The following is a 22,852-nucleotide window of genomic DNA, read 5'->3' on the forward strand; positions in this document are numbered from 1 at the left end:
TGGAATGGCTGAACCTGCAACCGACACGATCCTCGTCCTGAACGGGCCGAACCTCAACATGCTGGGGACGCGCGAGCCCGAAAAGTATGGCCATGCGACGCTGGCCGACGTCGAGGCGCTGTGCCGGGAGACGGCGGCGACCTTCGGCCTCAAGACCGACTGCCGGCAGTCCAACCGCGAAGGCGAGCTAATCGACTTCATCCACGAGGCACACGCCCGCAAGATGAAGGGCATCATCATCAATGCCGGCGGCTACTCCCACACCTCGATCGCGCTCCACGACGCGCTGCTCGCGGTGCAGATCCCGACGGTCGAAGTGCACGTGACCAACATCCACGCCCGCGAGAGCTTCCGTCATCACTCCTACACCGCGCGCGCGGCCTTCGCCTCGCTGTGCGGTTTCGGCATCGAAGGCTACCGCCTCGCCATCCAGGGCCTTGCCGCGAAGCTCGGCATCAAGCCCAAAGCCTGACGCCCCCTTCCAACAGAACATTCGGATCAAACAACATGGCGCGCCAGCCAGACGACAAAGCAGCCGCAAAGTTTTCCAGCGAGGATTCCGCGCTCGTCCGCGAGCTGGCCTTGCTGCTCGATGAGACCAGCCTCACCGAGATCGAGATCGAACGTGCGGGCCTGCGCCTACGCGTCGCCCGCAACGTCAGCGTTGCCGCGACCATGCCGATGCCGGTGGCAGCAGCTCCCGCGGCCCTGCCGGCGGCCGCAGCCGCGGTCGCGCCGGCAACTGCTGCGGCCGACCTGTCGAAACATCCCGGCGCCGTGACCTCGCCGATGGTCGGTACCGCCTATTGGGCGCCGGAGCCCGGCGCCAAGCCGTTCATCGACGTCGGCACCAAGGTCTCGGTCGGCCAGACGTTGCTGATCATCGAAGCCATGAAGACGATGAACCAGATTCCGTCGCCGCGCGCCGGCACGGTGACGCAGATCCTGGTCGAGGATGGCCAGCCGGTCGAGTACGGCGAGCCGCTCGTCATCATTGAGTAACGGCCCCCGGCGGCCAGCCGCCCTCACCGCTTCCCGCGCGCTATTCGTCCCTTAAGGGCACCATGTTCGACAAGATCCTCATAGCCAATCGCGGCGAGATCGCTCTTCGCATCCTCAGGGCCTGCAAGGAGCTCGGGATTGCGACCGTGGCCGTGCACTCCACCGCCGACGCCGACGCCATGCATGTGCGCCTGTCCGACGAGAGCGTTTGCATCGGGCCGCCACCTTCGAAGGACAGCTATCTCAACGTGCCCGCGCTGCTCGCCGCCTGCGAGATCACCGGCGCGGATGCGGTGCATCCCGGCTATGGCTTCCTGTCCGAGAACGCGCGCTTTGCGGAAATCCTCGCAGAGCACAATCTGCATTTCATCGGCCCGAAGGCCGAGCACATCCGCCTGATGGGCGACAAGATCGAGGCCAAGAAGACCGCCAAGCGCCTCGGCATCCCCGTGGTGCCCGGCTCCGACGGCGCCGTCGGTCCCGATGACGATGCGATGGCGATCGCGAAGAAGATCGGCTTCCCCGTGCTGGTGAAGGCTGCGGCCGGTGGTGGTGGCCGTGGCATGAAGGTCGCCCACAGCGAGGCCGATCTCCAGGTCGCGCTGTCGACCGCGGCCAACGAAGCCAAGTCCGCCTTTGGCGATGCGTCCGTCTACCTCGAAAAATACCTCCAGAAGCCGCGCCACATCGAGATCCAGATCCTCGGCGACGGCCGTGGCGGAGCCATCCATCTCGGCGAACGCGACTGCTCGCTGCAACGCCGCCACCAGAAGGTCTGGGAAGAAGGCCCCTCGCCCGTCCTCGCCGCGGCGGCGCGCGCCAAGATCGGTGAGACCTGCGCCAAGGCAATGCGCGAGATGAAATATCTCGGCGTCGGCACCATCGAATTCCTGTTCGAGGATGGCGAGTTCTACTTCATCGAGATGAACACGCGCATCCAGGTCGAGCATCCCGTCACCGAGAGCATCACCGATATCGATCTCGTGCTGGAGCAGATTCGCATCGCCGCCGGCGGCGACTTGCCGGCCAGGCAGGACGAAGTCCAGGTCATCGGCCACGCGATCGAGTGCCGCATCAATGCCGAGAATCCGCAGACCTTCCGCCCCTCGCCCGGCCGCATCCTGCAATACCACTCGCCCGGCGGCCTCGGCGTCCGCATCGATTCCGCCGTCTATCAGGGCTACACGATCCCGCCCTATTACGATTCCCTGGTCGGCAAGCTGATCGTGCATGGCAAGACCCGCGCCGAATGCCTGATGCGGCTGCGCCGGGCGCTGGACGAGATGGTGGTCGAGGGCATCGAGACCACGCTGCCGCTGTTCCGCGCGCTGGTGCGCGAAGCCGACATCATCAACGGCGACTATCACATCCACTGGCTGGAACAGTATTTGGCCGGCCAGGCGGAACCCGCCCCGCGATAATCTTCCTCCCCGTGGAACCCTTTGGCCCCAATCGCGTTCTGGAGGGTTGGGGCCAGTTCCAAGGGGGGCGCTTTTGAACTCCACTGAAATAGACAGGTGAACCGTCGTGAGGGCTGAAGGCCATCGGCGGCGCGCATTCTGGCAGATCCTGCTGTTTTCGGCGGGCCTTTTGGTGCTGACCGTGATCAGCGCCGGCTCGGTCTACCTCGTCAATAAGGCGCGGGGAGACAGCAAATGGGTGGTCCACACCATCGAGGCGGAGAACCAGATCAATGCGTTACTGCTCGAGGTCCGGCGCGCCGAAAGCGCCCTGCGCGGCTACCTGCTGACACTGGGACCCGAATTCCAGACAGATTACGAAAAGGCCGTTGCGGCGATCATTCCCGCGCTCGACAGGGTGACGCGCCTGACCCGCGACAACCCCGCGCAGCGTGAGAACATCGAGAAGTTGAGCGCGGCGATTGAGACTCGTCTGGGCCAATTCGCGCGCGAAATCGCTGCCATCAAGCAAGGCCAGCCGGACATGGCGACGGCACTGTCACGGGAGGCGGCGGCCCAGGGCGCCACCACCACGATCGGCAATGTGGCGGAGGCAATGATCGGCGAAGAGGAGCGACTGTTCCGGCTCCGGTCGGCGAATGCCGACAGCAGCCAGACCCTCGCTGCATCGATGACCGGCATCGGCTCCGGCCTCGTCGTGCTACTGGCGCTGATCTCGATCTGGCTGGTGCGGCGCTCGGCGCGCGCCCGCGACGAGGCCGAAGCGCGCCTGCGCGATGCCAACGTCAATCTGGAGACCGTCGTCGATGAACGCACGGCTGACTTGCGCGAAGCCAACGACGAGATCCAGCGCTTTGCTTATATCGTGAGCCACGATCTGCGCTCGCCGCTCGTCAACATCATGGGCTTCACCAGCGAACTCGAGGAGCTCGGCGGCGACGTCTTCCGCCGCATCGGCAGCCTCACCCACGTCCCGGCCGACGGACCGCCACTGGCGCCCGGCGCCCCCGGCGAGATCGTGCTCGAAGGCGCTGACAAGCAGCTCTCGGATGACTTCTCCGAAGCGCTCGGCTTCATCAAGACGTCGATCGCCAAGATGGATCGGCTGATCTCCGCCATTCTCAACCTCACCCGCGAAGGCCGCCGCGAATTCCAGCCGGTGAAGATCGACACAAGCGAGCTGATCGGAGCCATCGTGTCGACGCTGGCGCACCAGGCCGCCGAAGCGCAAGCCGAAATTCACGTCGAGCCCCTGCCCAACTTCATCAGCGACCGCCTCGCGCTCGAGCAGATCTTCTCCAACCTGATCGACAACGCGATCAAGTACCTGAAGAGCGGCGTGCCCGGCGAGATCAGAATCCGCGGGCGCACCAAGCTCGGCTATGCCATCTTCGAGATCAGCGATAACGGCCGCGGCATCGATCCGAAGGATCATCAGCGGATATTCGACCTGTTCCGCCGCGCGGGAACCCAGGACAAGCCCGGCCAGGGCATCGGTCTTGCGCATGTACGCGCACTTGTGCGTCGCCTCGGCGGCACCATGTCGGTATCATCGGAACTGAACGCGGGCAGCACCTTCACGATCACGCTGCCGATCGCCTGGAACGTGAGTAACCGGAAGGCAGATCGATGACCAAGCCTGTGACCATCATCATGATCGAGGACGACGAGGGCCACGCCCGCCTGATCGAGCGCAACATCCGAAGGTCCGGCGTCAACAACGAGATCGTCTCCTTTGCCAACGGCACGGACGCGATGAAGCACCTGTTCGGTGCCGACGGCAGCGGGCTCGTGCAGAAGGGCAATGCGCTGCTGATCCTGCTCGATCTCAACCTCCCTGACATGACCGGGATCGACATCCTGAAGCAGATCAAAGAGAACAAATATCTGAAGGCTTCGCCCGTGGTCGTGCTGACCACCACCGACGACTCCCAGGAAATCAAGCGCTGCTACGAGCTCGGCTGCAACGTTTACATCACCAAGCCCGTCAACTACGAGAATTTCGCCAATGCCATCCGGCAGCTCGGCCTGTTCTTCTCGGTCATCCAGGTCCCGCCCGCCGCCTCATGAACCAGCACACGCCAACACTGCTCTACATCGACGACGACGAGGCGCTGTCGCGCCTGGTCGATCGCGGCCTGACGCGACGCGGCTACAGGGTCATTCATGCCGCGAGCGGCGAGGAAGGTCTCGAGCGCATCCGCCGCGCAGGCGCCGAGGGCGGCATCGATGTCGTCGCACTCGATCAGTACATGCCGGGCCTCGACGGGCTGGAGACGCTAGAGCAGATCATGGCGATCCCGGACGCGCCGCCGGTCGTGTTCGTCACTGCGTCACAGGATTCCAGCATCGCGGTCACCGCGCTGAAGGCCGGGGCGGCCGACTATCTGGTCAAGGACGTCCAGGGCGACTTCATTCCGCTGCTCCACGTCGCCGCCGACGGCGCGCTGCGTCAGGCCGAGTTGCAGAGGGCGCGCGAGGAAGCCGAAGCCGAGATCCACGCCTCGCGCGACCGCTACGCCGCGCTCGCCGCCGAACGCGAGCTGCTGCTGCGCGAGGTCAACCACCGCGTCGGCAATTCGCTCCAGATCATCGCCTCGCTGCTGCATCTTCAGGCGAGCACCGCCGCGCAGGAGGAGGTCAAGGCGGCGCTGACCAATGCCATGGGCCGCGTCGCCGCGGTCGCGCAGGTGCACCGCCGCCTCTATACCTCGCAGGACCTGAAGAGCGTCGTCCTGAACCAGTATCTGGACTCGCTGCTGGAGGACCTCAGGCGCTCGGCCGAGGGCAACCGGATGTCGCGCCTGACGCTGAAGGCCGAGCCGATCGAGATCGATCCGGACCGTGCGGTCGCCGTCGGCATCATCGTCAACGAGCTGGTGATGAACGCGGTGAAATATGCCTATCCCGACGGCGCGGGTCCGATCCATGTCGAGCTGATCTCGCAGGGCGAGGATCTCCTGCTGTCGATCACCGACCACGGCGTCGGCGACAACGTCAAGGCCGATCCGCGCTCCACCGGCATGGGCCAGCGCATCGTCGCGGCCATGGCCTCCAAGCTCGACGCGTCCGTCGAGCGCGACCCCGCCCATAGTGGAACCCGCATCGTGCTCAGGTTCCGCCGCGTGCCTCCGGCCCCCGGCAAGACCAACGCCGCCGCCGCGAGCTGACAGGCGCGAGGCTTTGCGCCACCCATCGCAACCGCATTGCGATCCTGCTATTGTCGCGCGCCATGACGTCTCGCGACTCTGCCTCTTCTGAAATCACGCCGGCCGTGCTGCTGCGTGCCTATGCCTGCGGCATCTTTCCGATGGCGGAAAGCGCCGACGATCCGACCCTGTTCTGGGTCGAGCCGGAGCTGCGCGGCGTCATCCCGCTCGACGGATTTCGCGTCGCTTCGCGGCTCGCCCGCACCGTGCGTTCGGATGCGTTTCGCGTCACCGTCAACACCGCGTTCAAGGCGACGATCGCCGGCTGCGCGGCGCCGCAGGCCGGGCGCGAGGATACCTGGATCAACAAGCGCATCCGCGACCTCTATGGCGGGCTGCACGAGCTCGGCCATTGTCACAGCGTCGAGGCCTGGCAGGGTGACGACCTCGTCGGCGGGCTCTACGGCGTCAGCTTGGGGCGCGCCTTCTTCGGCGAGAGCATGTTTCACATCGCGCGCGATGCCTCGAAGGTCGCGCTGGTGCACCTGGTTGCGCGGCTCATCCAAGGCGGCTTCGAGCTGCTCGACACGCAATATGTCACCGAGCATTTGAAGAGCTTCGGCGCGGTCGAGATTTCGCGGCGGCGCTACACCGCGCTGCTCGACAAGGCCCTCGCGGGCGAGCCCGGCGATTTCCTGAGGCTCTCTGCCGGTGAGGCGATTCCGGGCGCGCGCGCGCTCGAGATCATCGCTTCGCGGCAATGATCGATAGCCGGACTTACCGGCCGAACCCGGGGATACCGAACAAACCTGGCCGTTGCTCTGGTGGCGGAGGCGGCGGCGGGGCCGGTTGCTGCTGCTGGATTGGTGGCAGCGGCTGCGGCGGACGCTGCTGCACCTGCTTGGGCGCAGCCTTCTTCTGCGCGGGCGGCGGTGGCGGAGCCGGCTTGGCCGCGGGATCCGGCGCGGCGGTGGCAATGGTCTGCTGCGGCTCTTTGCAGTCGGTGAGCCAGATATCGTAGATCGGATGCTCGACGCCGTGCAGGCCGGGGCTTGCGGCATACATCCAACCCGAGAAGATGCGCTTCACCTCGCCCTGCAAGGTGATCTCGTCGACCTCGACAAAGGCGTCCGTGTTGGTGGCCTCCGTTGCCGGCCGCGTATAGCAGGCGTCGGTCTTGACCCGCAGCGCGCCGAACTGGACGGTCTCGCCGATCTCCTCGTCGAAATTGATGATGCGTCCGGTGATCTTGTCGAGGCCGGAGAAGGTCGCCTTCTTGTTCACGATCTTCTGGGCCGGCGGTTCGGTCACGACCTCGTCGCCCGGCTGGAGGCTCGCCGGTGTCTGCGGGACCGTGCCAGGCACCCCCTTCTGCTGGGGCTGGCGCTGACCGGGCGCGCCTTGCGGACTGGGCGGAGCGATCGCCGCGGAGGGCGGCTGGTTTGGCGGCGCGACGCTGGAGCCCGGCGGTGGCGCCAGGGGCTGGGTCTCGACCGGCCCGGGCATCACATTGCCCTGCCGGCCCGGAGGCGGCGGCATCGGGCGCGACGGCAGCACCCGGCCCTGCGGCGGCAGCTCCGGCACCTCTTCGTCGTCGTCGGGGATCTGCTGCGGCTGCGGCTGGCCGCGTGGAATGTTGCCGGGCGGCCGCAGCGGCGGCGGATCGGAGAAGATCGTGCCGATCTGCGCCTGCGCTGGCGTCGCAACCGTGAGCGCGGTGGCGGCCAGCAGCGCCGCAAGGCCTGTCAGGGAAAGGGTTTTGAACATCTCGCGCGGCTTCAACAGCGAATCGGGCTTGTTGGACATTTTACAGGGGATACCGCCGCTCGCAGGCCCTCCGGTTAACACGGCGAATACGGCGGGGGAAGGGCGGCATCCCTGCCCCGCCCGGCGCCGACTGGCCAGACCGGCTCCCGGATGGGATAGTCGCAAAGACCCTTCCCCCAGGGCCGCGGCGGGCATTGCCCCCAAAACGGCGGTCCAACCATAACTGGAAACCCAGAGGCCGCCCGATGCCCGTTGTGCTCGATGCCGATGCCGCCGCCGTCTACGAGGCGTTCCAGGAGGCCGGCCGGCCCGCCTACGAGACCCTGACCGCACCGGAGGCGCGCGCCTATTATTCGCAGGCGCGCTTTGCCACCAACCCCGAGCCGCCGGAGCTCGCCCGCGTCACAGAGCTCGCGATCCCGGCGCCGCACGGCGTGATCCCCGCCCGCCTCTACGTTCCGAAGGAACCGCGCCGGCACGACGGCCTGTCGCCGGCGCTGGTGTTCTTCCACGGCGGCGGCTGGGTGATCGGCGATCTCGACTCCCACGACGTCGTCTGCCGCCAGCTCGCGGTCGAAGGCGCGCTGATCGTGATCTCGGTCGACTATCGCCTTGCGCCCGAGCACAAGTTTCCTGCCGCCATCGAGGACGCCATCGCCTCCACCAAATGGATCGCCGCGAATGCGCGCGAGCTCGGCATCGACGCCTCGCGCCTTTCGATCGGCGGCGACAGCGCCGGCGGCAATCTCACCGCGGTCGTGGCGCTCGCCGCGCGCGACGCTGGCGGTCCCGCGATCGCGGGCCAGGTCCTGATCTATCCGGCCACCGATTTCGCGATGACGCACGGCTCCCACAGCGAGCCCGAGACCAGCGTGCTGCTGACCCATTCGGTGATCCGCTGGTTCCGCGACCACTATCTCAATGGCGCGGCCGACATCCACGACTGGCGCGCCTCGCCCGCGCGCGCTGCGAGCCTCATTGGCCTGCCACCGGCCTATGTGCTGACCGCCGGCGCCGATCCCCTCCGCGACGAAGGCGACGAATATGCCGAGCGTCTGAAGCAGGCCGGTGTACCCGTGACTTACAAGCACTATCCCGGTCAGTTCCACGGCTTCTTCACGATGGGAAGATTGTTGCAAGAGGCCAACGTCGCCGTGCGCGAGATCGGCGCGTGGCTGAAGGCGCTGGGCTGACGCCGTTCCGCATGCCCTCCGTTCTTCAAACCGTCTTCGCTCTCCCCCTGCGCGGGCTGACATGGCTCGGCGGTCAGGGCACGCGCGCGGTGGCGGCCATCGCGTTCATCGCGGTCGCGGTGCCGCCGCTCGGTGCGCTGCTGCGTCCCTATGTCACCGAGGCGATCTTCTTTCTGCTCTGCATCTCCTTCATGCGCGTCGATCTCGTCGCGCTGTACGGACATCTGCGCCGGCCGGCGCTGGTCGCGGCCGCCACGGCCTGGACCACGATCGGCGTGCCGCTGATCGTCGCCCTGACTGCCTACGCGACGGGGCTCACCACGAGCTCACCCGGGTTGGCTCTCGCGCTGATGCTCCAGGGCATGGCCTCGCCGATGATGGCCGCGCCGGCCCTTGCCGCGCTGATGGGCCTCGATGCCACCTTGGTGCTGGTCACGCTGGTGACCTCGACCGCGCTCGTGCCTTTCACCGCCTCGCTGTTCGCCAGCCTCTTTCTCGGCGGCATGCTCAGCATCGCGCCGCTGACGCTCGGCCTGAAGCTGCTCGGCATCCTCGCCGCATCGCTGCTGGCCGCGACGGTCATCCGCCGCCTGTTCGGCGCCGCAGCGATCCAGCGCCACAAGCGGCCGATCGACGGCATCAACATCGTCATCCTCTTGGTGTTCGCCTCCGCGGTGATGGGCGACGTCGCCACCGACCTCATCACCGATCCCCTGTTCACGATCGCCGTCGCGCTGCTGGCTTTTGCGGTCTATTTCACCCTGCTCGCCGTGACGACGCTGATCTTCTGCCGCATCGGCACCGAGCGCGCCTTCGCGATCGGCCTGATGGTGTCACAGCGCAATCTGGGCCTGATGCTGGCGGCAACCGCGGGTGCGCTGCCGGCCACGACCTGGCTCTATTTCGCGCTGACGCAGTTTCCGATTCATCTCGCGCCGTACCTGCTGATGCCGATCGCCCGGCGCTTGACGGCGCGCCCAGAGACGTCGAGCGGGGCGGCGGCAAACAGCACGAGTTAAGCAGTACGCATAATCCAGGATGTCTGTTTTCCCGCGTAATCGGACAGGCGGTCCCAGCTCGGAATGTCGCCTGTGGAACCCGAAGCAATCATGCGGCATTCAGACACACAACGCCGGTTAACTTTGGTTATTGTTTTTAATTTTAAATGGGCAATAAAATGTTTTATCTTAAATTCGTAGACCGCTCGGCGGGGCGCAATCTAAGCGCAACTTAGGAAGGGGAGCGGATCCATGAAGGTCACCTGGGGCGTTCTTTCCGCAGCAGTATTTGCGTTGACTCTGGCGATGACGACCGTGCCGTCTGCCTCAGCTTGCAACGGCAATGGGAATTGTCCCAGCGCGCCCGGCCAAACGAGGGGAGCCGCCGGACCAATTGCAGGTGCCGGCCTTCCTATTCTCGCGATCGGATACGGGGTGTACTGGCTGGTAAGACGGCGGCGGACCCGCTAGTTGCGTGGTCGTCGCGATCGCTCATATTCGAGCTGATCTGATCGTCAGCTTCCGGACCCAAGGCGGACATTCGCCTTTGCCTCGTTGACATCCGCTTTTGTGGCAATGCGGACCTCGCCATCCCGCACAAACAAGCAAACGCCCTAGCCTGCCCGCGCCGCGCGCCGCAGGGCCTGCGGCGGCTGGCCGAAGGCGCGGATGAAGGCGCGCCGCATTCGCTCGGGGTCGCCGAATCCGGTCGTTTCTGCAACGAGCTCGATCGCCTCGCGCGAGGACTGCACGCGCTCGCGCGCGACCTCGAGCCGCAACCGCTCGATCGCCTTCGACGGTGTCGCGCCGGTCTCGGCGGCAAAGGCGCGGGCGAAGTGCCGCGCGCTCATGCCGGCGCGATCGGCGAGGTCCTCCACCGTCAGCGGCGCGTCGAGATTTTCGCGCGCCCAGGACAACAGCGCGCCGAAGCGCCCGTTCGGCGTCTTCAGCTCCAGCAGCGAGGAGAATTGCGACTGGCCGCCGCTGCGGCGGTGATAGAGCACGAGGTGCCGCGCGGTCTGTTGCGCGATCTCTTCGCCGTGGTCCTCGGTGACCATCGCGAGCGCCAGATCGATGCCCGCAGAGATTCCCGCCGAGGTCCAGACATTGCCGTCGCGGGTAAAAATCTGGTCCGGCTCGAACTTCACCTTGGGATAGCGCGCGACGAAATCGCGCGTCCGCCCCCAATGGGTGGTGGCGCGGCGGCCGTCAAGCAGTCCCGCTTCGGCGAGCACATAGGCACCCGAGCAGACACTCGCGACCCGCACGCCACGCTTTGCCAGGCGCTGCACGAAGGCGCGCGTGACCTCGCAGCGCGCGGCATCCGCGACGCCCGCGCCGCCGGCCACGACCAGCGTCGTGATCGCATTCGCCGACTTGAAATCACGCGCCATCATCTCGACGCCCGACGAGCTGCGCACGAGGCCCGCCGTCGCCGCCAGCACGCGAATGCCAGGCGGCTTGCCGGTGCAGCGCGCGGCGACCTCGAATGCCGAGATCGGGCCTGCCGCGTCGAGCAACTGGAAATCCGGGAAGATCAGGATGCCGATCATGGTCACGTCCGAAAGTGAGGGAATTACGCCATTTCGGACAGAAGGGCACCATGTCATTCTGCCGGCGTCAAGCTCATTTTCGGAGGCTCCCATGTCGTCACCGCTTCAGATCGGACTCCTGGTGTTTCCACGCGTCACCCAGCTCGATTTCACCGGTCCCTTGCAGGTGTTCGCGATGCTTCCCGGCGCCAAGCTGCACCTGATCTGGAAGCGGATCGAACCGGTGCCGAGCGATTCTGTCCTGACGCTGACGCCGACCACGACCTTTGCGGACTGTCCGCAACTCGACGTCATCTGTGTGCCCGGCGGCGGCGGCGTCAACGATCTGCTCAATGACGAGGAGGTGCTCGAATTCCTGCGTCGGCAGGCCGGAGACGCCAAATACGTCACCTCGGTCTGCACCGGAGCGCTGGCGCTCGGCGCCGCTGGCCTGTTGAAGGGCTACCGTGCCGCCACCCACTGGAGCGCGATGGAGATGCTCGGCCGGTTAGGCGCAACGCCGACCAGGACGCGCGTCTGCATCGACCGCAACCGCATCACCGGCGGCGGCGTCACCGCCGGCATCGATTTCGCGCTGACGCTGGTGTCGATCCTGGTCGACCGCACCGCGGCTGAAGCGATTCAGCTCCAGATGGAATACAATCCCGCTCCACCGTTCAACTCCGGCTCGCCCGACACCGCGCCCGCCGAGGTGCTGGCCCTGCTCCGGGAGCGCGGCGCGCAAAACCAGGCGCGCCGACTCGAAGCCGTGAAGCGCGCGGCGGCGCGGGTGATGTAGACGTTCCACCTTCGGAGGTGGAACTGAGGTTTTAGGGGAGGAGTTAAACCCGCACGAAACTCACGGCATCCGGAGCGCAATGATGGAGCATCTCCACTACCCCAATGAAAGCACTGAGTATCGTGCCGCGCGAAATGCGCTGCTGGATGAGGAGATTGCCCTCCGAGCTCAGATTGAGGCCGTTGCCGCCAGGCGTCGCGCGCTACCGCTCGGCGGCGAGGTGCTCCAAGATTACGTCTTCGAACGCATCGGCAAAACGAGCATGCCAGAACAGGTCAGGATGTCGGAGCTGTTCGGCCCTCATGAAACGCTGGTTCTGTACAGTTTCATGTATGGGCCGGAGCGCGAGCTGCCCTGCCCCGGCTGCACCCATTTGCTTGACGGCCTCGACGGCGCCGCACGGCATGTCGGCGAGCGTGCAGCGCTTCACATCGTTGCGAAATCGCCGATCGCGCGTCTCGCAGCCTGGGCCCACGAACGAGGTTGGGAACATCTGTCGCTGCTGTCCACAGCCGGCAACACCTTTGATGCGGACTACTTCGGCGACACCTCGAAGTTCTCTAAGGGTATGCGCGCGCAGCACCACGTTCCCGACGGGCAGAATTGGGACGAGACGATCTTCAACGTCTTCAGGAAAGCGAATGGCAAGATCAGGCACTTCTGGGGCTCGGAGATGAGTTTCGCGCCGCCCGCGCCGAAGCAGCATCATCGCGCCGGTGATCTGGTCGATCCGCTCTGGGGCCTGCTCGACATGACGCCTGAAGGCCGCGGCGACTTCTTCCCGAAGGTGCGCTACGACTGAGGCGCACAAACCGGCTGACGAAGTGCCTCAAAGAAAAAGGCCGCTCGGTTTCCCAAGCGGCCTTTCCTGTCTTACGGCGGCTGCACATTCCATCGGGCGATTTCGGAACTTCCAGACCGGGGGCCTATCTCCCGATCGAGTCCTTACTCGGCGGCCGCTGCATCTCGGGACAGTCGCGAACTGTTGCCCGAACCGAACGCGATGGTCTCCCATCTCCGTAAGATGGGACCATTGAGCCGCATCGCTCGCGTGAGCACAACGCCGGCGCATGCGGCATCCCCGCTGTTCCCGTTGTCCACAGCGGTTGCGAGGCCGATGCGCGTGCATCCAATGACGAGTGGGCAGACCTCAGTTGCCCGGGGTCCAGGGCTGATAGTCGCCGGTCGCCTTCGGCCGCCGGCCGCTGGCGAGCGTCGAGCCCGAGGGACGGTAGGCCTTCGCCGTACCGGTGAGATTCGGCTGGTGCGGCTTTTCCCACTCGCGCGGCTGGTAGTTAACCTCGGTCGGCGGCACATCGACGACGTGATGGATCCAGCCGTGCCAGGACGGCGGGATGCGGCTCGCTTCGGCATAGCCGTTATAAACCACCCAGCGCCGCTCGAATCCGAGCGTCGGATCAATGGCCCCGCCGCGGGTCCGATAATAGAGATTGCCCTGCTCGTCCTGGCCGACCAGCTCCCCGTACCGCTTGGTCCAGAGTTGGGTGCCAAACGTCTGGCCATTCCACCAGGTGAAGAACTTGAGGAAGAATTGTTTCATGCGGCAAGGGCCCTGCTTCGTCGGGTCCTGATGCCATCCGGGCGCAGAAATGTCCAGTTCGGCAGGAGCAGCTGCGCTCTCCGCAAATGCGGTGCCCCCGACACGGGCGTTGCCGCAAATCGGACGCGATCCATTCATCCCGGGTACAGCGGTCAGGTGAGACGCTTCCTGCACGCATGCAAACCGGCGTGATCCAGGAACCACTGCCATTTCGCAGGGTTGGCTTCCGGGAAAGGAGCTTGATCATGAAAAGTCTGACAGTTTTGAGTGCCGCCGCGGCCATGGCGCTGGTTCTTCCGCTGGCGAGCCCGAGCTTTGCTCAGAATCGTCCTACCGTGGGCGGTGGCGCCCATGTCGGCGGCGGTGGAGGCGGTGCTCACTTCGGCGGAGGCGGCGCACGCATGGGTGGCGGTGGCGGCGGCAGTTTCGCGGCTGGCCCCGCGGCGCGTCCAAGCGGAGGCAGTGTCGCGGCCGGCCCCGCGGCGCGTCCAAGCAGTGGCAGTTTCGCGGCCGGAACCGCAGTGCGTCCGAGCAGTGGCAGTTTCGCGGCCGGCACGGTGAGCCGACCCGCCATCTCCCCGACCGTCAGCGGCACCAGCGTCGCAACCGCTCCGTCCGGCACTTGGAGCGGCAGTGGCGGCACTTGGAGCGGCGGCTGGCGCCATCATCATCGCGGTGGCTTCTGGCCCGGCTTCGCGGCAGGCGCCGCGATCGGCGGCCTCGGCTCGTACGCCTATTACGGCGGCGGCTATGGCTATTACGACGACCCCTACTACTACGGCGACAGCTACTATGATGAGCCGTCAGTAGCGGTGGTGCCCGACAGCGGCGACGACTCCGCGGCCTATTGCGCGCAGCGCTACAGATCGTACGACCCGGCTTCGGGGACCTATCTCGGTTATGACGGCCAGCGTCATCCCTGCCCCTAAGCCGATCGATGACATTTGAAGCAAAGGCGTCGCAGCGATGCGGCGCCTTTCGCGTGTCGATCGACCCTGACGGGCCTTGCGGAAACGTTACTCGCCGATTGTGACGCCCCCTACGCGACGCCGTCGGACCTTTATGCACTGCGCCGTGCATATCTACGTTGACCCAATCCAAAATTGACCCGACCCACGATTCGCGGATATCACAAACCACAGTGGGGACTTCGATTACTGGGAAGTGTCATGCCGCGTATTCTCGTGGTTGATGACGATCCGATGGTCGGCGCGACCATCGAGGTCCTCCTCCAACGTCAGGGCTTCGACGTCACGTTGACCGACGGCGGAGAAGCGGGATTGGCTGCGCTCGAAACACAGACTTTCGACGTGATGCTGGTCGACATCTTCATGCCGCACATGCGCGGCTTCGAGTCCATCCGCATCTTTCACGAGCGCGCGCCCGCCACGCCGCTGATCGCGATGTCCGGCTACGCCTTCGCCTCGTCCGCTTCGCCTTCCCCCGACTTTCTCCGCATGGCGCTGGAGCTCGGCGCGACCCGCTGCCTGCGCAAGCCGTTCACTCCGGACGCGCTGCTGACCACGATCCGGGAATGCCTCACCGGCGCGGGCGGGAGCGCACAGCCGAAGGACAAGAAAGAAGCCCCTTGATCCCAACGCAGCGCGTCATTCTCGGTGCTGGACTTGCCATCCTCCTGATCATCACCGCAGCCTCGATCGCCCTCGACGTCAAGTCGCGGTCCGATGCGGCGTGGGTCAATCACACCGTCCAGGTGCAGAAGAAGATCTCCGATCTGCGCGTGCTGATGCGCCGCGCCGAGAGCGCCGCGCGCGGCTACGAGCTCTATCGCAGCCCGGGCTTCAACGACGAGTTTCAGGCGGTACGTGCCCAGATCGCGCCGGCCCTCGCCGACCTCAAGCGCGACGTGCGCGATAGTCGGGATCAGGTGGCGCTATTGGAGGGCACCGAGCCGCTGGCGCTGCGCCGGGTCGAGATTGCCGCCGCAGCGATGCGCCTGCGTGCCGAGAACGATCAGACCGGCATTGCCGCGCTCAAGGCCGAGGGTCGCGGCCTCATGGACACGGTGATGGGCAATCTCGACCATCTGAGCGCCCAGGAAGAGCGCCTGCTCACAGCGCGCTCCCAGGACTCGCGCCGCACCGGGACCGTGCTGCTCGGCATCGATGTTGCAGGCGCCGTGCTGATCCTGCTCCTGGTCGCGCTGGTGATGCGCGAGAGCCAGCGCGCCACGGTACAGCTCCAGAGCACGCTGACCGAGACCACGGCCGCCAAAGAGGCACTTGAGGCGGCGGTGGCCGAGCGCACCGAGCATCTTGTCGCAGCCCATGACGAACTGCGCCTGTCGGTCAACGTGCTCCAGAGCACCTTTCGCAGCATGGCGGAAGCGGTGCTGGTCATCGATACCGAGGGCGCCGTCCTACTGTCCAATCCGGCCGCCGAGCGCATCTTGTTACATCGCGCCGGCATGAATTTGCGCAATCTGCGCGCGCTGTCCGACGTCTATCACGGCGACGGCGTCACGCCGCTGAAGGCCGACGAGCTGCCGTCGACGCGCGTGCTGCGCGGCGAGCACTTCGAAGAGCTGGAGATGATCGTCCGCCCGCACGGCGGCAATCCTCCCCGCCATCTCATGATCAGCGGCCGGCCGATGCTGGACGGGCAAGGCAATATCTCGGGCGCGGTGCTGGTCTATCATGATGCCACCACCTCGCGCGAGACCGAGCGGCAGCTGTACCAGTCGCAGAAGCTGGATGCGATCGGCAAGCTGACCGGCGGCGTCGCGCACGACTTCAACAACATGCTGACCGTGATCTCCGGCAACACCGAGACGCTGGTGGAGAGCCTGAACGGCCAGCCCGAGCTCCAGAGCACGGCACGGCTGATCGACGATGCCGCCGAGCGCTGCGCCGAGCTGATCCAGCATTTGCTGGCGTTCGCGCGCAGGCAGCCGCTCCAGCCGCGCAACGTCGAGATCAGCACTGCGGTCGCGGACATCGCAAAACTGCTTCGCCCCACCCTCGGCGAGCAGATCCAGATCGAGACCGTGCTGGAACAGGGGCCGATGACGACGCACATCGATCCGTCTCGGCTCACCAATGCCGTGCTCAACATGGCGATCAACGCCCGCGACGCCATGCCGAACGGCGGCAAGCTGCTGTTCGAGGCCCATCGGGTCGTGCTCGACGAGGCCTATGCGCAGAACAATCCGGACGTACGGCCTGGTCCTTACGTGATGCTCGCCGTCAGCGATACCGGCACGGGCATGCCGGCCGACGTCCAGCAGAAGGCGTTCGAGCCGTTCTTCACCACCAAGGAGGTCGGCAAGGGCTCGGGCCTCGGCCTGTCCATGGTCTATGGCTTCGTCAAGCAGTCCGGCGGCCACATCAAGATCTACAGCGAGGAAGGCCACGGCACCACGATCAAGCTCTATCTGCCGCCGGGCGAAGGCACGGCGGACATGGCCGCTCCCGTCGCGCCGCAGGCCGAAGGCGGCGCCGAGACCATTTTCGTGGTCGAGGACGACACGCTGGTGCGCAACTTCGTCACCGCGCAGCTCCAGAGCCTCGGCTACAAGACGGTGGCCGCGCCCGACAGCCGGGCCGCGCTGCAATTGATCGAGGCCGGCCAGCCGTTCGATCTGCTCTTCACCGACATCGTCATTCCCGGCGGCATGAGCGGCCGCGAGCTCGCCGAGGAGGTGGCCAAGCGCCGGCCGGGCCTGAAGGTGCTCTATACCTCCGGCTACACCGACAACGCGATCGTCCACCACGGCAAGCTCGACGACGGCGTGATGCTGCTGACAAAACCCTACCGCCGCAACCAGCTCGCCGAGATGATCAGGAAGGCATTGAACGGCGGGATGGCAGCGAGCTAGCGCGAGATGCGCTTTGCTAGATCGATGCGGTCGCCCCGAATTCGGATCACCTCTCCCGAAGGGAGAGGTGAAGATCTCAGCGCGTCGCCAGCACGACGGCTCCAAGCGTGAAGATCAGCGCCGCGATCTGCCCTGGCCCGAGCGGCTCGCCGAGCGCGATCGCCGAGGTGACGACGCCGATGACAGGCACCGCCATGGTGCCGATCGCGGCAACCGAGGCCGGCAGGCGCGCCAGCGCGGCGAACCAGCTGACATAGGCGATGCAGAACTGCCCGACGACCGAATAGACCAGCAGCCACCAGCCGACCGGCGTCACCTGCGAAAGATGCGTGGTCTCAATCAAGAGGCCGATGATCGAGATCGGCAGGCAGCCAATCCCGATCTGCCAGGCCGCGGCCGTGATCGGCGGCAGGTGGATCGGGTACTTCTTCGAGAACACCGTGCCGACGGCAAAGCCGAGCGCGCCGCACAGCGCCATGATGATGCCCGGCAGCTTTTCTGCGCTGGCAGCAATGCCGTTACCGCCCATGATCGAGGCGAGGCCGGCAAAGGCCATCACCAGCCCTAGCGTGCGCAAGACCGTCGGCCGCTCACCCAGCACCGGCCAGGCGATGATCGAGGCCCAGACCGGCATGGTGTAGGCGATCAACGCCGCCTCGCTCGCCGGCAGCCAGAGCAGCGCCAGGCCCATCAGCACCATCCAGCCGGTAACGTTGAGCACGGCGGCGGTCAGTAAGCGCGGCCAGATCGCGCCGTCCACCCGCAGGCTCTGCCGGCGCATCACCGCAAGCAGCGCCAGCAGCACGGCCCCGAGCACGCCGGTCACCCCGCGCAGCGTCAGCGGCGGCAGCTCGGCGAGCAGGAATTTCGTCACCGGCCAGTTGAAGCCCCAACCGATCGAGGTAATCGCGAGGAACATCAGGCCGGCCGGGGCGATGCGCGGTCGCTGCACCGGCCTCGTCGAATCATGCATGGGGGGCAGTCCGGCAAAATCGGGCTCAGCTTGGCGCGGATTCGCCGCGCAAACCACCGCCTCGGCGGGCATGCCTGCCCTCACCTTCCGTAGGGCTACGTGAGTCCCTCTGACGCAATCCCGGTGCCGAAAAATATACCTGCCCTGTGAACAGCGGGATGAAGGGTTGCGAACAGCACGGCATGCAAATTTTTTCGGTTGGGAATCCCTGAGGACTCACTGATACTTGGCTCCACAACAGGCGCGGCCGAGACCCCTGTTATCCCCCACAATCCACCATATTTAGTATTTGATTCAGGAACTCGCACTAGTTCTTGACGGGCGCAACGGAGAGTCCTAGCTTTCGGACCGTTCGGCGCGAGTGAGTTTGCGTCCCGCCGGCACTCCCCCAAAGGGTCTCGCAAATCTCAGCTCCGCCGGCCAGCCAAAGGCAGCGGGATGAGGGCTTGTCTGCCCTCGGATAGCGGACTTTTCGGGCGCCAGAACGGGCCGGCAACAGGCCCGCATGGCAAACGGCTGAAGTGACGGTGTGGGCGTTGAACGCATGTCGGGCGCATCCCCTTGGGGGCGGATGGGTCTGGGCATGCCGGCGGATGATCGATGCGTGCATCGACCAATCGAGTCGGGAGAAAAAGGGCCGGGTCCACCGGCTGAACTGCGATGCCCAGAGGCCGAACGGCCAAAAGGACTCGCGAAGCGAAATGTCGACCGGGACGCCTGAACGGAGGCGGTTCGGTCAAAGATAAGGACGGGGCAAGACCATGCGGATTGAGCGGCGCCACACCACGGTAGGACAGTCACCTTATGCGGGAATCGATTTCCGGCTGACCACGTCGGAGATTCGCAATCCGGACGGCTCGGTCGTGTTCAAGCTGGACAATGTCGAGGTGCCGACCGAATGGTCTCAGGTCGCCTCCGACGTGCTGGCCCAGAAATACTTCCGCAAGGCCGGCGTCGCCGCGCGCCTGAAGAAGGTCGAGGAAGAGTCCGTCCCCTCCTTCCTGTGGCGCTCCGTGCCCGACACCGAGGCGCTTAGCCTCCTGCCTGAGAAAGAGCGCTATGTCAGCGAGCTCTCGGCAAAACAGGTGTTCGACCGCCTCGCCGGCTGCTGGACCTATTGGGGCTGGAAGGGCGGCTATTTCTCCACCGATGAAGACGCCCAGGCCTTCTACGACGAGCTCCGCTACATGCTCGCCATGCAGATGGTCGCGCCGAACTCGCCGCAATGGTTCAACACCGGCTTGCACTGGGCCTATGGCATCGACGGCCCCGGCCAGGGCCATTATTACGTCGACCCCTTCACCGGCAAGCTGACCAAGTCCAAGTCGGCCTATGAGCATCCGCAGCCGCATGCCTGCTTCATCCAGGGCGTCGGTGACGATCTCGTCAACGAGGGCGGCATCATGGACCTCTGGGTCCGCGAGGCGCGCCTGTTCAAATACGGCTCCGGCACCGGCTCGAACTTCTCACGCTTGCGCGGCGAAGGCGAAAAGCTCTCCGGCGGCGGCCGCTCGAGCGGCCTGATGAGCTTCCTCAAGATCGGCGACCGCGCCGCGGGCGCGATCAAGTCGGGCGGCACCACGCGCCGCGCTGCCAAGATGGTCGTCGTCGACGTCGATCACCCCGACATCGAGACCTATATCGACTGGAAGGTGAAGGAGGAGCAGAAGGTCGCCGCCCTCGTCACCGGATCCAAGATCAACCAGAAGCACCTCAAGGCGGTGCTGAAGGCTTGCGTGAACTGCGAAGGCTCGGGCGACGACTGCTTCGACCCCGAGAAGAACCCTGCCCTCCGCCGCGAGATCAAGCTCGCGCGCCGCAGCCTCGTGCCCGACAATTACATCAAGCGCGTCATCCAGTTTGCCAAGCAGGGCTACAAGGACATCCAGTTCGAGACCTACGACACCGACTGGGACTCCGAAGCCTATCTCACCGTCTCCGGCCAGAACTCCAACAATTCGGTCTCGCTCAAGGACGACTTCCTGCGCGCGGTCGAGACCGACGGCGACTGGAATCTCAACGCCCGCACCTCGAAGAAGGTGACGAAGACGCTGAAGGCGCGCGACCTCTGGGAGAAGATCGGCTTCGCCGCCTGGGCCTCGGCCGACCCGGGCCTGCACTTCAACACCACGATGAACGACTGGCACACCTGCAAGGCGTCCGGCGACATCCGCGCGTCCAATCCGTGCTCGGAATACATGTTCCTGGACGACACGGCGTGTAACCTCGCCTCCGCCAACCTGTTGACCTTCTACAACACCACGACCAAGCGCTTCGACGTCGAAGGCTATGAGCACCTCTGCCGGCTCTGGACCATCGTGCTGGAAATTTCAGTCATGATGGCGCAGTTCCCGTCGAAGGCGATTGCCGAGCTCTCCTACGAGTTCCGCACGCTCGGCCTCGGCTACGCCAATATCGGCGGCCTCTTGATGACCATGGGCCTGCCCTATGACAGCAAGGAAGGCCGTGCGCTCTGCGGCGCGCTGACCGCCGTCATGACCGGCATCACCTACAAGACCTCGGCCGAGATCGCGGCCGAGCTCGGCACCTTCCCCGGCTACAAGAAGAACGCCGCGCACATGCTGCGCGTGATCCGCAACCACCGCCGCGCCGCGCATGGCGAGGCCTCCGGCTATGAGCAGCTCTCGGTCAACCCGGTGCCGCTCGATCACGCCTCGTGCCCGCAACAAGACCTCATCACCCATGCCAAGGCGGCCTGGGATGCGGCGCTTCAGCTCGGCGAGCAGCACGGCTATCGCAACGCCCAGACCACTGTCATCGCGCCGACCGGCACGATCGGCCTCGTGATGGATTGCGACACCACCGGCATCGAGCCCGACTTCGCGCTGGTGAAGTTCAAGAAGCTCGCCGGCGGCGGCTACTTCAAGATCATCAACCGCGCGGTCCCCGCAGCGCTGCGCGCGCTCGGCTATCGCGAGAGCGAGATCGCGGAGATCGAGGCCTATGCCGTCGGCCACGGCTCGCTGTCCAACGCGCCGGGCATCAACGCCTCGACCCTCAAGGCGAAGGGCTTCACCGATGAAGCCATCGCCAAGGTCGAAAAGGCCCTGCCGACCGCCTTCGACATCAAGTTCGCCTTCAACAAGTGGACTTTTGGCGAGGACTTCATCCGCGACCAGCTCGGCATTGGCGCCGAAGCCATCGCCGCCCCCGGCTTCGACCTGCTCCAGGCCGTCGGCTTCACCAAGCGCGAGATCGAGGCGGCCAACGTCCACATCTGCGGCGCGATGACGGTGGAAGGTGCCCCGCACCTCAAGGCCGAGCACTATCCGGTGTTCGACTGCGCCAACCCCTGCGGCAAGGTCGGCAAGCGCTATCTGTCGGTCGAGAGCCACATCCGCATGATGGCAGCTAGCCAGCCCTTCATCTCGGGCGCGATCTCCAAGACCATCAACATGCCGAACGACGCTACGGTGGAGGACTGCAAGTCCGCCTACATGCTGTCGTGGAAACTGGCGCTGAAGGCCAACGCGCTCTATCGCGACGGCTCCAAGCTCAGCCAGCCGCTCAACTCGCAGCTCATCAGCGACGACGAGGACGAGGACGATGCGGTCGAGCAGCTCTACGAGAAGCCGATGGCCGCGCGTGCGACTCAGGTCTCGGAGAAGATCGTCGAGAAGCTGGTCGAACGCATCATCGTGATGCGCGAGCGCGAGAAGATGCCGGATCGCCGCAAGGGCTACACCCAGAAGGCGGTCGTCGGCGGTCACAAGGTCTATCTCCGCACCGGCGAATACGATGACGGCCGTCTCGGCGAGATCTTCATCGACATGCACAAGGAAGGCGCGGCGCTCCGCTCCTTCATCAACAACTTCGCCATCGCGGTCTCGCTCGGCCTGCAATACGGCGTGCCGCTGGACGAATATGTCGACGCCTTCACCTTCACCCGCTTCGAGCCGGCGGGCCCCGTGCAGGGCAACGACAGCATCAAGTACGCGACCTCGATCCTCGACTACGTCTTCCGCGAGCTCGCGGTGAGCTACCTCTCTCGCTTCGACCTCGCCCACGTCGATCCCAACGAGACGGGCTTTGACGCGCTCGGCAAGGGCGTCGAGGAAGGCAAGGAGCCGGACGAGGACGGCGGCCACCACGCGACAAAACTGGTCTCGCGCGGCCTCACCCGCTCCCGCACGGACAACCTGTTCGTGATGCGCGGCGGCTCGACCGCGGTCTCGCAAGGCAACGACAGCGCGCCTGCCGGCGGCAGCAAGGTCACGGCGCTGGCCTCGCACGGCACCTCAGCCCGCGTCGGCGACGCCCTCGAAGGCGCCGTCGCCCTGAAGCAGGAGGCGAGCCACGACCTCTCCCCGACGGAGAAGCTCGAGCAGCTGCAGTGGAGCAAAGCCGGCACCGCCGCAACCGCCGCTCCCAGCAAGGCCGAGCGCCGCGCCGAAGCCAAGGCCAAGGGCTACGAGGGCGAGATGTGCTCAGAGTGCGGCAACTTCACGCTGGTGCGGAATGGGACCTGCATGAAGTGCGATACGTGTGGCAGCACGACGGGGTGTTCGTGAGGCGCTTCTAGCACTCAAATTATTAGACTGGGAAGGCCGCCATGAGCGGCCTTTCTTTTGCCGATGAAAGCAATTCTAGGTAGAGAG

Annotated in this window: 19 protein-coding genes; 15 read left to right on the plus strand and 4 right to left on the minus strand. The window is 65.6% G+C overall.

The window, feature by feature from the left end; genetic code table 11:
* Nucleotides 1–4 precede the first annotated feature (4 nt).
* From aroQ to aat, 7 genes are all read left to right on the plus strand, one after another.
* Entirely contained in the window at nt 5–472 is a 468-nt protein-coding gene (gene aroQ / locus BLV07_RS18135) for a type II 3-dehydroquinate dehydratase (RefSeq protein WP_091888032.1), read from the plus strand.
* A 35-nt stretch (nt 473–507) separates the two neighbouring features.
* Complete coding sequence (gene accB / locus BLV07_RS18140) at nt 508–1,002, plus strand: acetyl-CoA carboxylase biotin carboxyl carrier protein (protein ID WP_091888034.1); 495 nt, start codon at nt 508–510, stop codon at nt 1,000–1,002.
* Between the two features lie 62 nt (nt 1,003–1,064).
* Entirely contained in the window at nt 1,065–2,423 is a 1,359-nt protein-coding gene (accC, locus tag BLV07_RS18145) for an acetyl-CoA carboxylase biotin carboxylase subunit (protein ID WP_091888036.1), read from the plus strand.
* A gap of 106 nt (nt 2,424–2,529) precedes the next feature.
* The gene (locus BLV07_RS18150) at nt 2,530–4,056 is read left to right on the plus strand and encodes a sensor histidine kinase (RefSeq protein ID WP_091888038.1); all 1,527 of its coding nucleotides are present in this window, start codon (nt 2,530–2,532) and stop codon (nt 4,054–4,056) included.
* Nucleotides 4,053–4,493: a response regulator gene (locus BLV07_RS18155; RefSeq protein ID WP_091888040.1), complete on the plus strand. Its 441-nt coding sequence runs from the start codon at nt 4,053–4,055 to the stop codon at nt 4,491–4,493. The genes BLV07_RS18150 and BLV07_RS18155 overlap by 4 nt, the downstream gene beginning before the upstream one ends.
* Nucleotides 4,490–5,593 (plus strand): sensor histidine kinase, encoded by a 1,104-nt coding sequence (locus BLV07_RS18160; RefSeq protein ID WP_091888042.1) that lies wholly within the window; start codon nt 4,490–4,492, stop codon nt 5,591–5,593. Before BLV07_RS18155 ends, BLV07_RS18160 begins: the two co-directional genes overlap by 4 nt.
* A gap of 62 nt (nt 5,594–5,655) precedes the next feature.
* Nucleotides 5,656–6,336: a leucyl/phenylalanyl-tRNA--protein transferase gene (gene aat / locus BLV07_RS18165; protein ID WP_091888044.1), complete on the plus strand. Its 681-nt coding sequence runs from the start codon at nt 5,656–5,658 to the stop codon at nt 6,334–6,336.
* Between the two features lie 13 nt (nt 6,337–6,349).
* Here the strand turns inward: aat and BLV07_RS18170 are convergent, their stop codons facing one another.
* Nucleotides 6,350–7,378: a DUF2155 domain-containing protein gene (locus BLV07_RS18170; RefSeq protein WP_176945614.1), complete on the minus strand. Its 1,029-nt coding sequence runs from the start codon at nt 7,376–7,378 to the stop codon at nt 6,350–6,352.
* A 206-nt stretch (nt 7,379–7,584) separates the two neighbouring features.
* On the opposite strand from BLV07_RS18170, the gene lipP1 reads away from it, so the two are divergent.
* Both lipP1 and BLV07_RS18180 read left to right on the plus strand, forming a co-directional pair.
* Nucleotides 7,585–8,532 carry a LipP1 family hormone-sensitive lipase gene (lipP1, locus tag BLV07_RS18175; protein WP_091888048.1) on the plus strand — a complete coding sequence of 316 codons (948 nt, stop codon included), beginning with the start codon at nt 7,585–7,587 and terminating at the stop codon, nt 8,530–8,532.
* An 11-nt stretch (nt 8,533–8,543) separates the two neighbouring features.
* Nucleotides 8,544–9,551, plus strand: a complete 1,008-nt coding sequence (locus BLV07_RS18180) for a Na+-dependent transporter (RefSeq protein WP_176945619.1) — start codon at nt 8,544–8,546, stop codon at nt 9,549–9,551.
* A gap of 593 nt (nt 9,552–10,144) precedes the next feature.
* On the opposite strand, the gene BLV07_RS18185 is transcribed toward BLV07_RS18180, so the two are convergent.
* The gene (locus BLV07_RS18185) at nt 10,145–11,083 is read right to left on the minus strand and encodes a GlxA family transcriptional regulator (RefSeq protein ID WP_091888052.1); all 939 of its coding nucleotides are present in this window, start codon (nt 11,081–11,083) and stop codon (nt 10,145–10,147) included.
* A 91-nt stretch (nt 11,084–11,174) separates the two neighbouring features.
* On the opposite strand from BLV07_RS18185, the gene BLV07_RS18190 reads away from it, so the two are divergent.
* Nucleotides 11,175–11,861: a DJ-1/PfpI family protein gene (locus tag BLV07_RS18190; protein ID WP_091888054.1), complete on the plus strand. Its 687-nt coding sequence runs from the start codon at nt 11,175–11,177 to the stop codon at nt 11,859–11,861.
* Between the two features lie 82 nt (nt 11,862–11,943).
* Entirely contained in the window at nt 11,944–12,663 is a 720-nt protein-coding gene (locus BLV07_RS18195) for a DUF899 family protein (protein WP_091888168.1), read from the plus strand.
* Between the two features lie 348 nt (nt 12,664–13,011).
* Here BLV07_RS18195 and BLV07_RS18200 read toward each other — a convergent pair whose 3' ends face one another.
* On the minus strand, nt 13,012–13,422 hold the full coding sequence (locus BLV07_RS18200) for an NADH:ubiquinone oxidoreductase subunit NDUFA12 (RefSeq protein ID WP_091888056.1): 411 nt from the start codon (nt 13,420–13,422) through the stop codon (nt 13,012–13,014).
* 245 nt (nt 13,423–13,667) lie between these two features.
* Here BLV07_RS18200 and BLV07_RS18205 point away from each other — a divergent pair, with 245 nt between their 5' ends.
* The 3 genes from BLV07_RS18205 (at nt 13,668) to BLV07_RS18215 (ending at nt 17,260) form a co-directional block, all read left to right on the plus strand.
* Nucleotides 13,668–14,351, plus strand: a complete 684-nt coding sequence (locus BLV07_RS18205; RefSeq protein ID WP_091888058.1) for a BA14K family protein — start codon at nt 13,668–13,670, stop codon at nt 14,349–14,351.
* Between the two features lie 240 nt (nt 14,352–14,591).
* Nucleotides 14,592–15,014 carry a response regulator gene (locus tag BLV07_RS18210; protein ID WP_091888060.1) on the plus strand — a complete coding sequence of 141 codons (423 nt, stop codon included), beginning with the start codon at nt 14,592–14,594 and terminating at the stop codon, nt 15,012–15,014.
* Nucleotides 15,011–17,260 (plus strand): CHASE3 domain-containing protein, encoded by a 2,250-nt coding sequence (locus BLV07_RS18215; RefSeq protein WP_091888062.1) that lies wholly within the window; start codon nt 15,011–15,013, stop codon nt 17,258–17,260. The genes BLV07_RS18210 and BLV07_RS18215 overlap by 4 nt, the downstream gene beginning before the upstream one ends.
* A gap of 76 nt (nt 17,261–17,336) precedes the next feature.
* Here the strand turns inward: BLV07_RS18215 and BLV07_RS18220 are convergent, their stop codons facing one another.
* The gene (locus BLV07_RS18220) at nt 17,337–18,233 is read right to left on the minus strand and encodes a DMT family transporter (protein WP_091888064.1); all 897 of its coding nucleotides are present in this window, start codon (nt 18,231–18,233) and stop codon (nt 17,337–17,339) included.
* A gap of 761 nt (nt 18,234–18,994) precedes the next feature.
* On the opposite strand from BLV07_RS18220, the gene BLV07_RS18230 reads away from it, so the two are divergent.
* Entirely contained in the window at nt 18,995–22,765 is a 3,771-nt protein-coding gene (locus BLV07_RS18230) for a vitamin B12-dependent ribonucleotide reductase (protein ID WP_091888068.1), read from the plus strand.
* The last annotated feature ends 87 nt before the right edge of the window (nt 22,766–22,852 follow it).

It is taken from the genome of Bradyrhizobium sp. Rc2d, from assembly GCF_900099855.1.
GTDB lineage: Bacteria > Pseudomonadota > Alphaproteobacteria > Rhizobiales > Xanthobacteraceae > Bradyrhizobium.

Excerpts from the sequence above, each read along its gene's own strand:
- aroQ (WP_091888032.1), top strand. The coding sequence starts at position 5 with ATGGCTGAACCTGCAACCGACACGATCCTCGTCCTGAACGGGCCGAAC.
- accB (WP_091888034.1), top strand. The coding sequence starts at position 508 with ATGGCGCGCCAGCCAGACGACAAAGCAGCCGCAAAGTTTTCCAGCGAG.
- accC (WP_091888036.1), top strand. The coding sequence starts at position 1,065 with ATGTTCGACAAGATCCTCATAGCCAATCGCGGCGAGATCGCTCTTCGC.
- BLV07_RS18155 (WP_091888040.1), top strand. The coding sequence starts at position 4,053 with ATGACCAAGCCTGTGACCATCATCATGATCGAGGACGACGAGGGCCAC.
- BLV07_RS18160 (WP_091888042.1), top strand. The coding sequence starts at position 4,490 with ATGAACCAGCACACGCCAACACTGCTCTACATCGACGACGACGAGGCG.
- aat (WP_091888044.1), top strand. The coding sequence starts at position 5,656 with ATGACGTCTCGCGACTCTGCCTCTTCTGAAATCACGCCGGCCGTGCTG.
- BLV07_RS18170 (WP_176945614.1), bottom strand. The coding sequence starts at position 7,378 with ATGTCCAACAAGCCCGATTCGCTGTTGAAGCCGCGCGAGATGTTCAAA.
- lipP1 (WP_091888048.1), top strand. The coding sequence starts at position 7,585 with ATGCCCGTTGTGCTCGATGCCGATGCCGCCGCCGTCTACGAGGCGTTC.
- BLV07_RS18180 (WP_176945619.1), top strand. The coding sequence starts at position 8,544 with ATGCCCTCCGTTCTTCAAACCGTCTTCGCTCTCCCCCTGCGCGGGCTG.
- BLV07_RS18185 (WP_091888052.1), bottom strand. The coding sequence starts at position 11,083 with ATGATCGGCATCCTGATCTTCCCGGATTTCCAGTTGCTCGACGCGGCA.
- BLV07_RS18190 (WP_091888054.1), top strand. The coding sequence starts at position 11,175 with ATGTCGTCACCGCTTCAGATCGGACTCCTGGTGTTTCCACGCGTCACC.
- BLV07_RS18195 (WP_091888168.1), top strand. The coding sequence starts at position 11,944 with ATGGAGCATCTCCACTACCCCAATGAAAGCACTGAGTATCGTGCCGCG.
- BLV07_RS18200 (WP_091888056.1), bottom strand. The coding sequence starts at position 13,422 with ATGAAACAATTCTTCCTCAAGTTCTTCACCTGGTGGAATGGCCAGACG.
- BLV07_RS18205 (WP_091888058.1), top strand. The coding sequence starts at position 13,668 with ATGAAAAGTCTGACAGTTTTGAGTGCCGCCGCGGCCATGGCGCTGGTT.
- BLV07_RS18210 (WP_091888060.1), top strand. The coding sequence starts at position 14,592 with ATGCCGCGTATTCTCGTGGTTGATGACGATCCGATGGTCGGCGCGACC.
- BLV07_RS18220 (WP_091888064.1), bottom strand. The coding sequence starts at position 18,233 with ATGCATGATTCGACGAGGCCGGTGCAGCGACCGCGCATCGCCCCGGCC.
- BLV07_RS18230 (WP_091888068.1), top strand. The coding sequence starts at position 18,995 with ATGCGGATTGAGCGGCGCCACACCACGGTAGGACAGTCACCTTATGCG.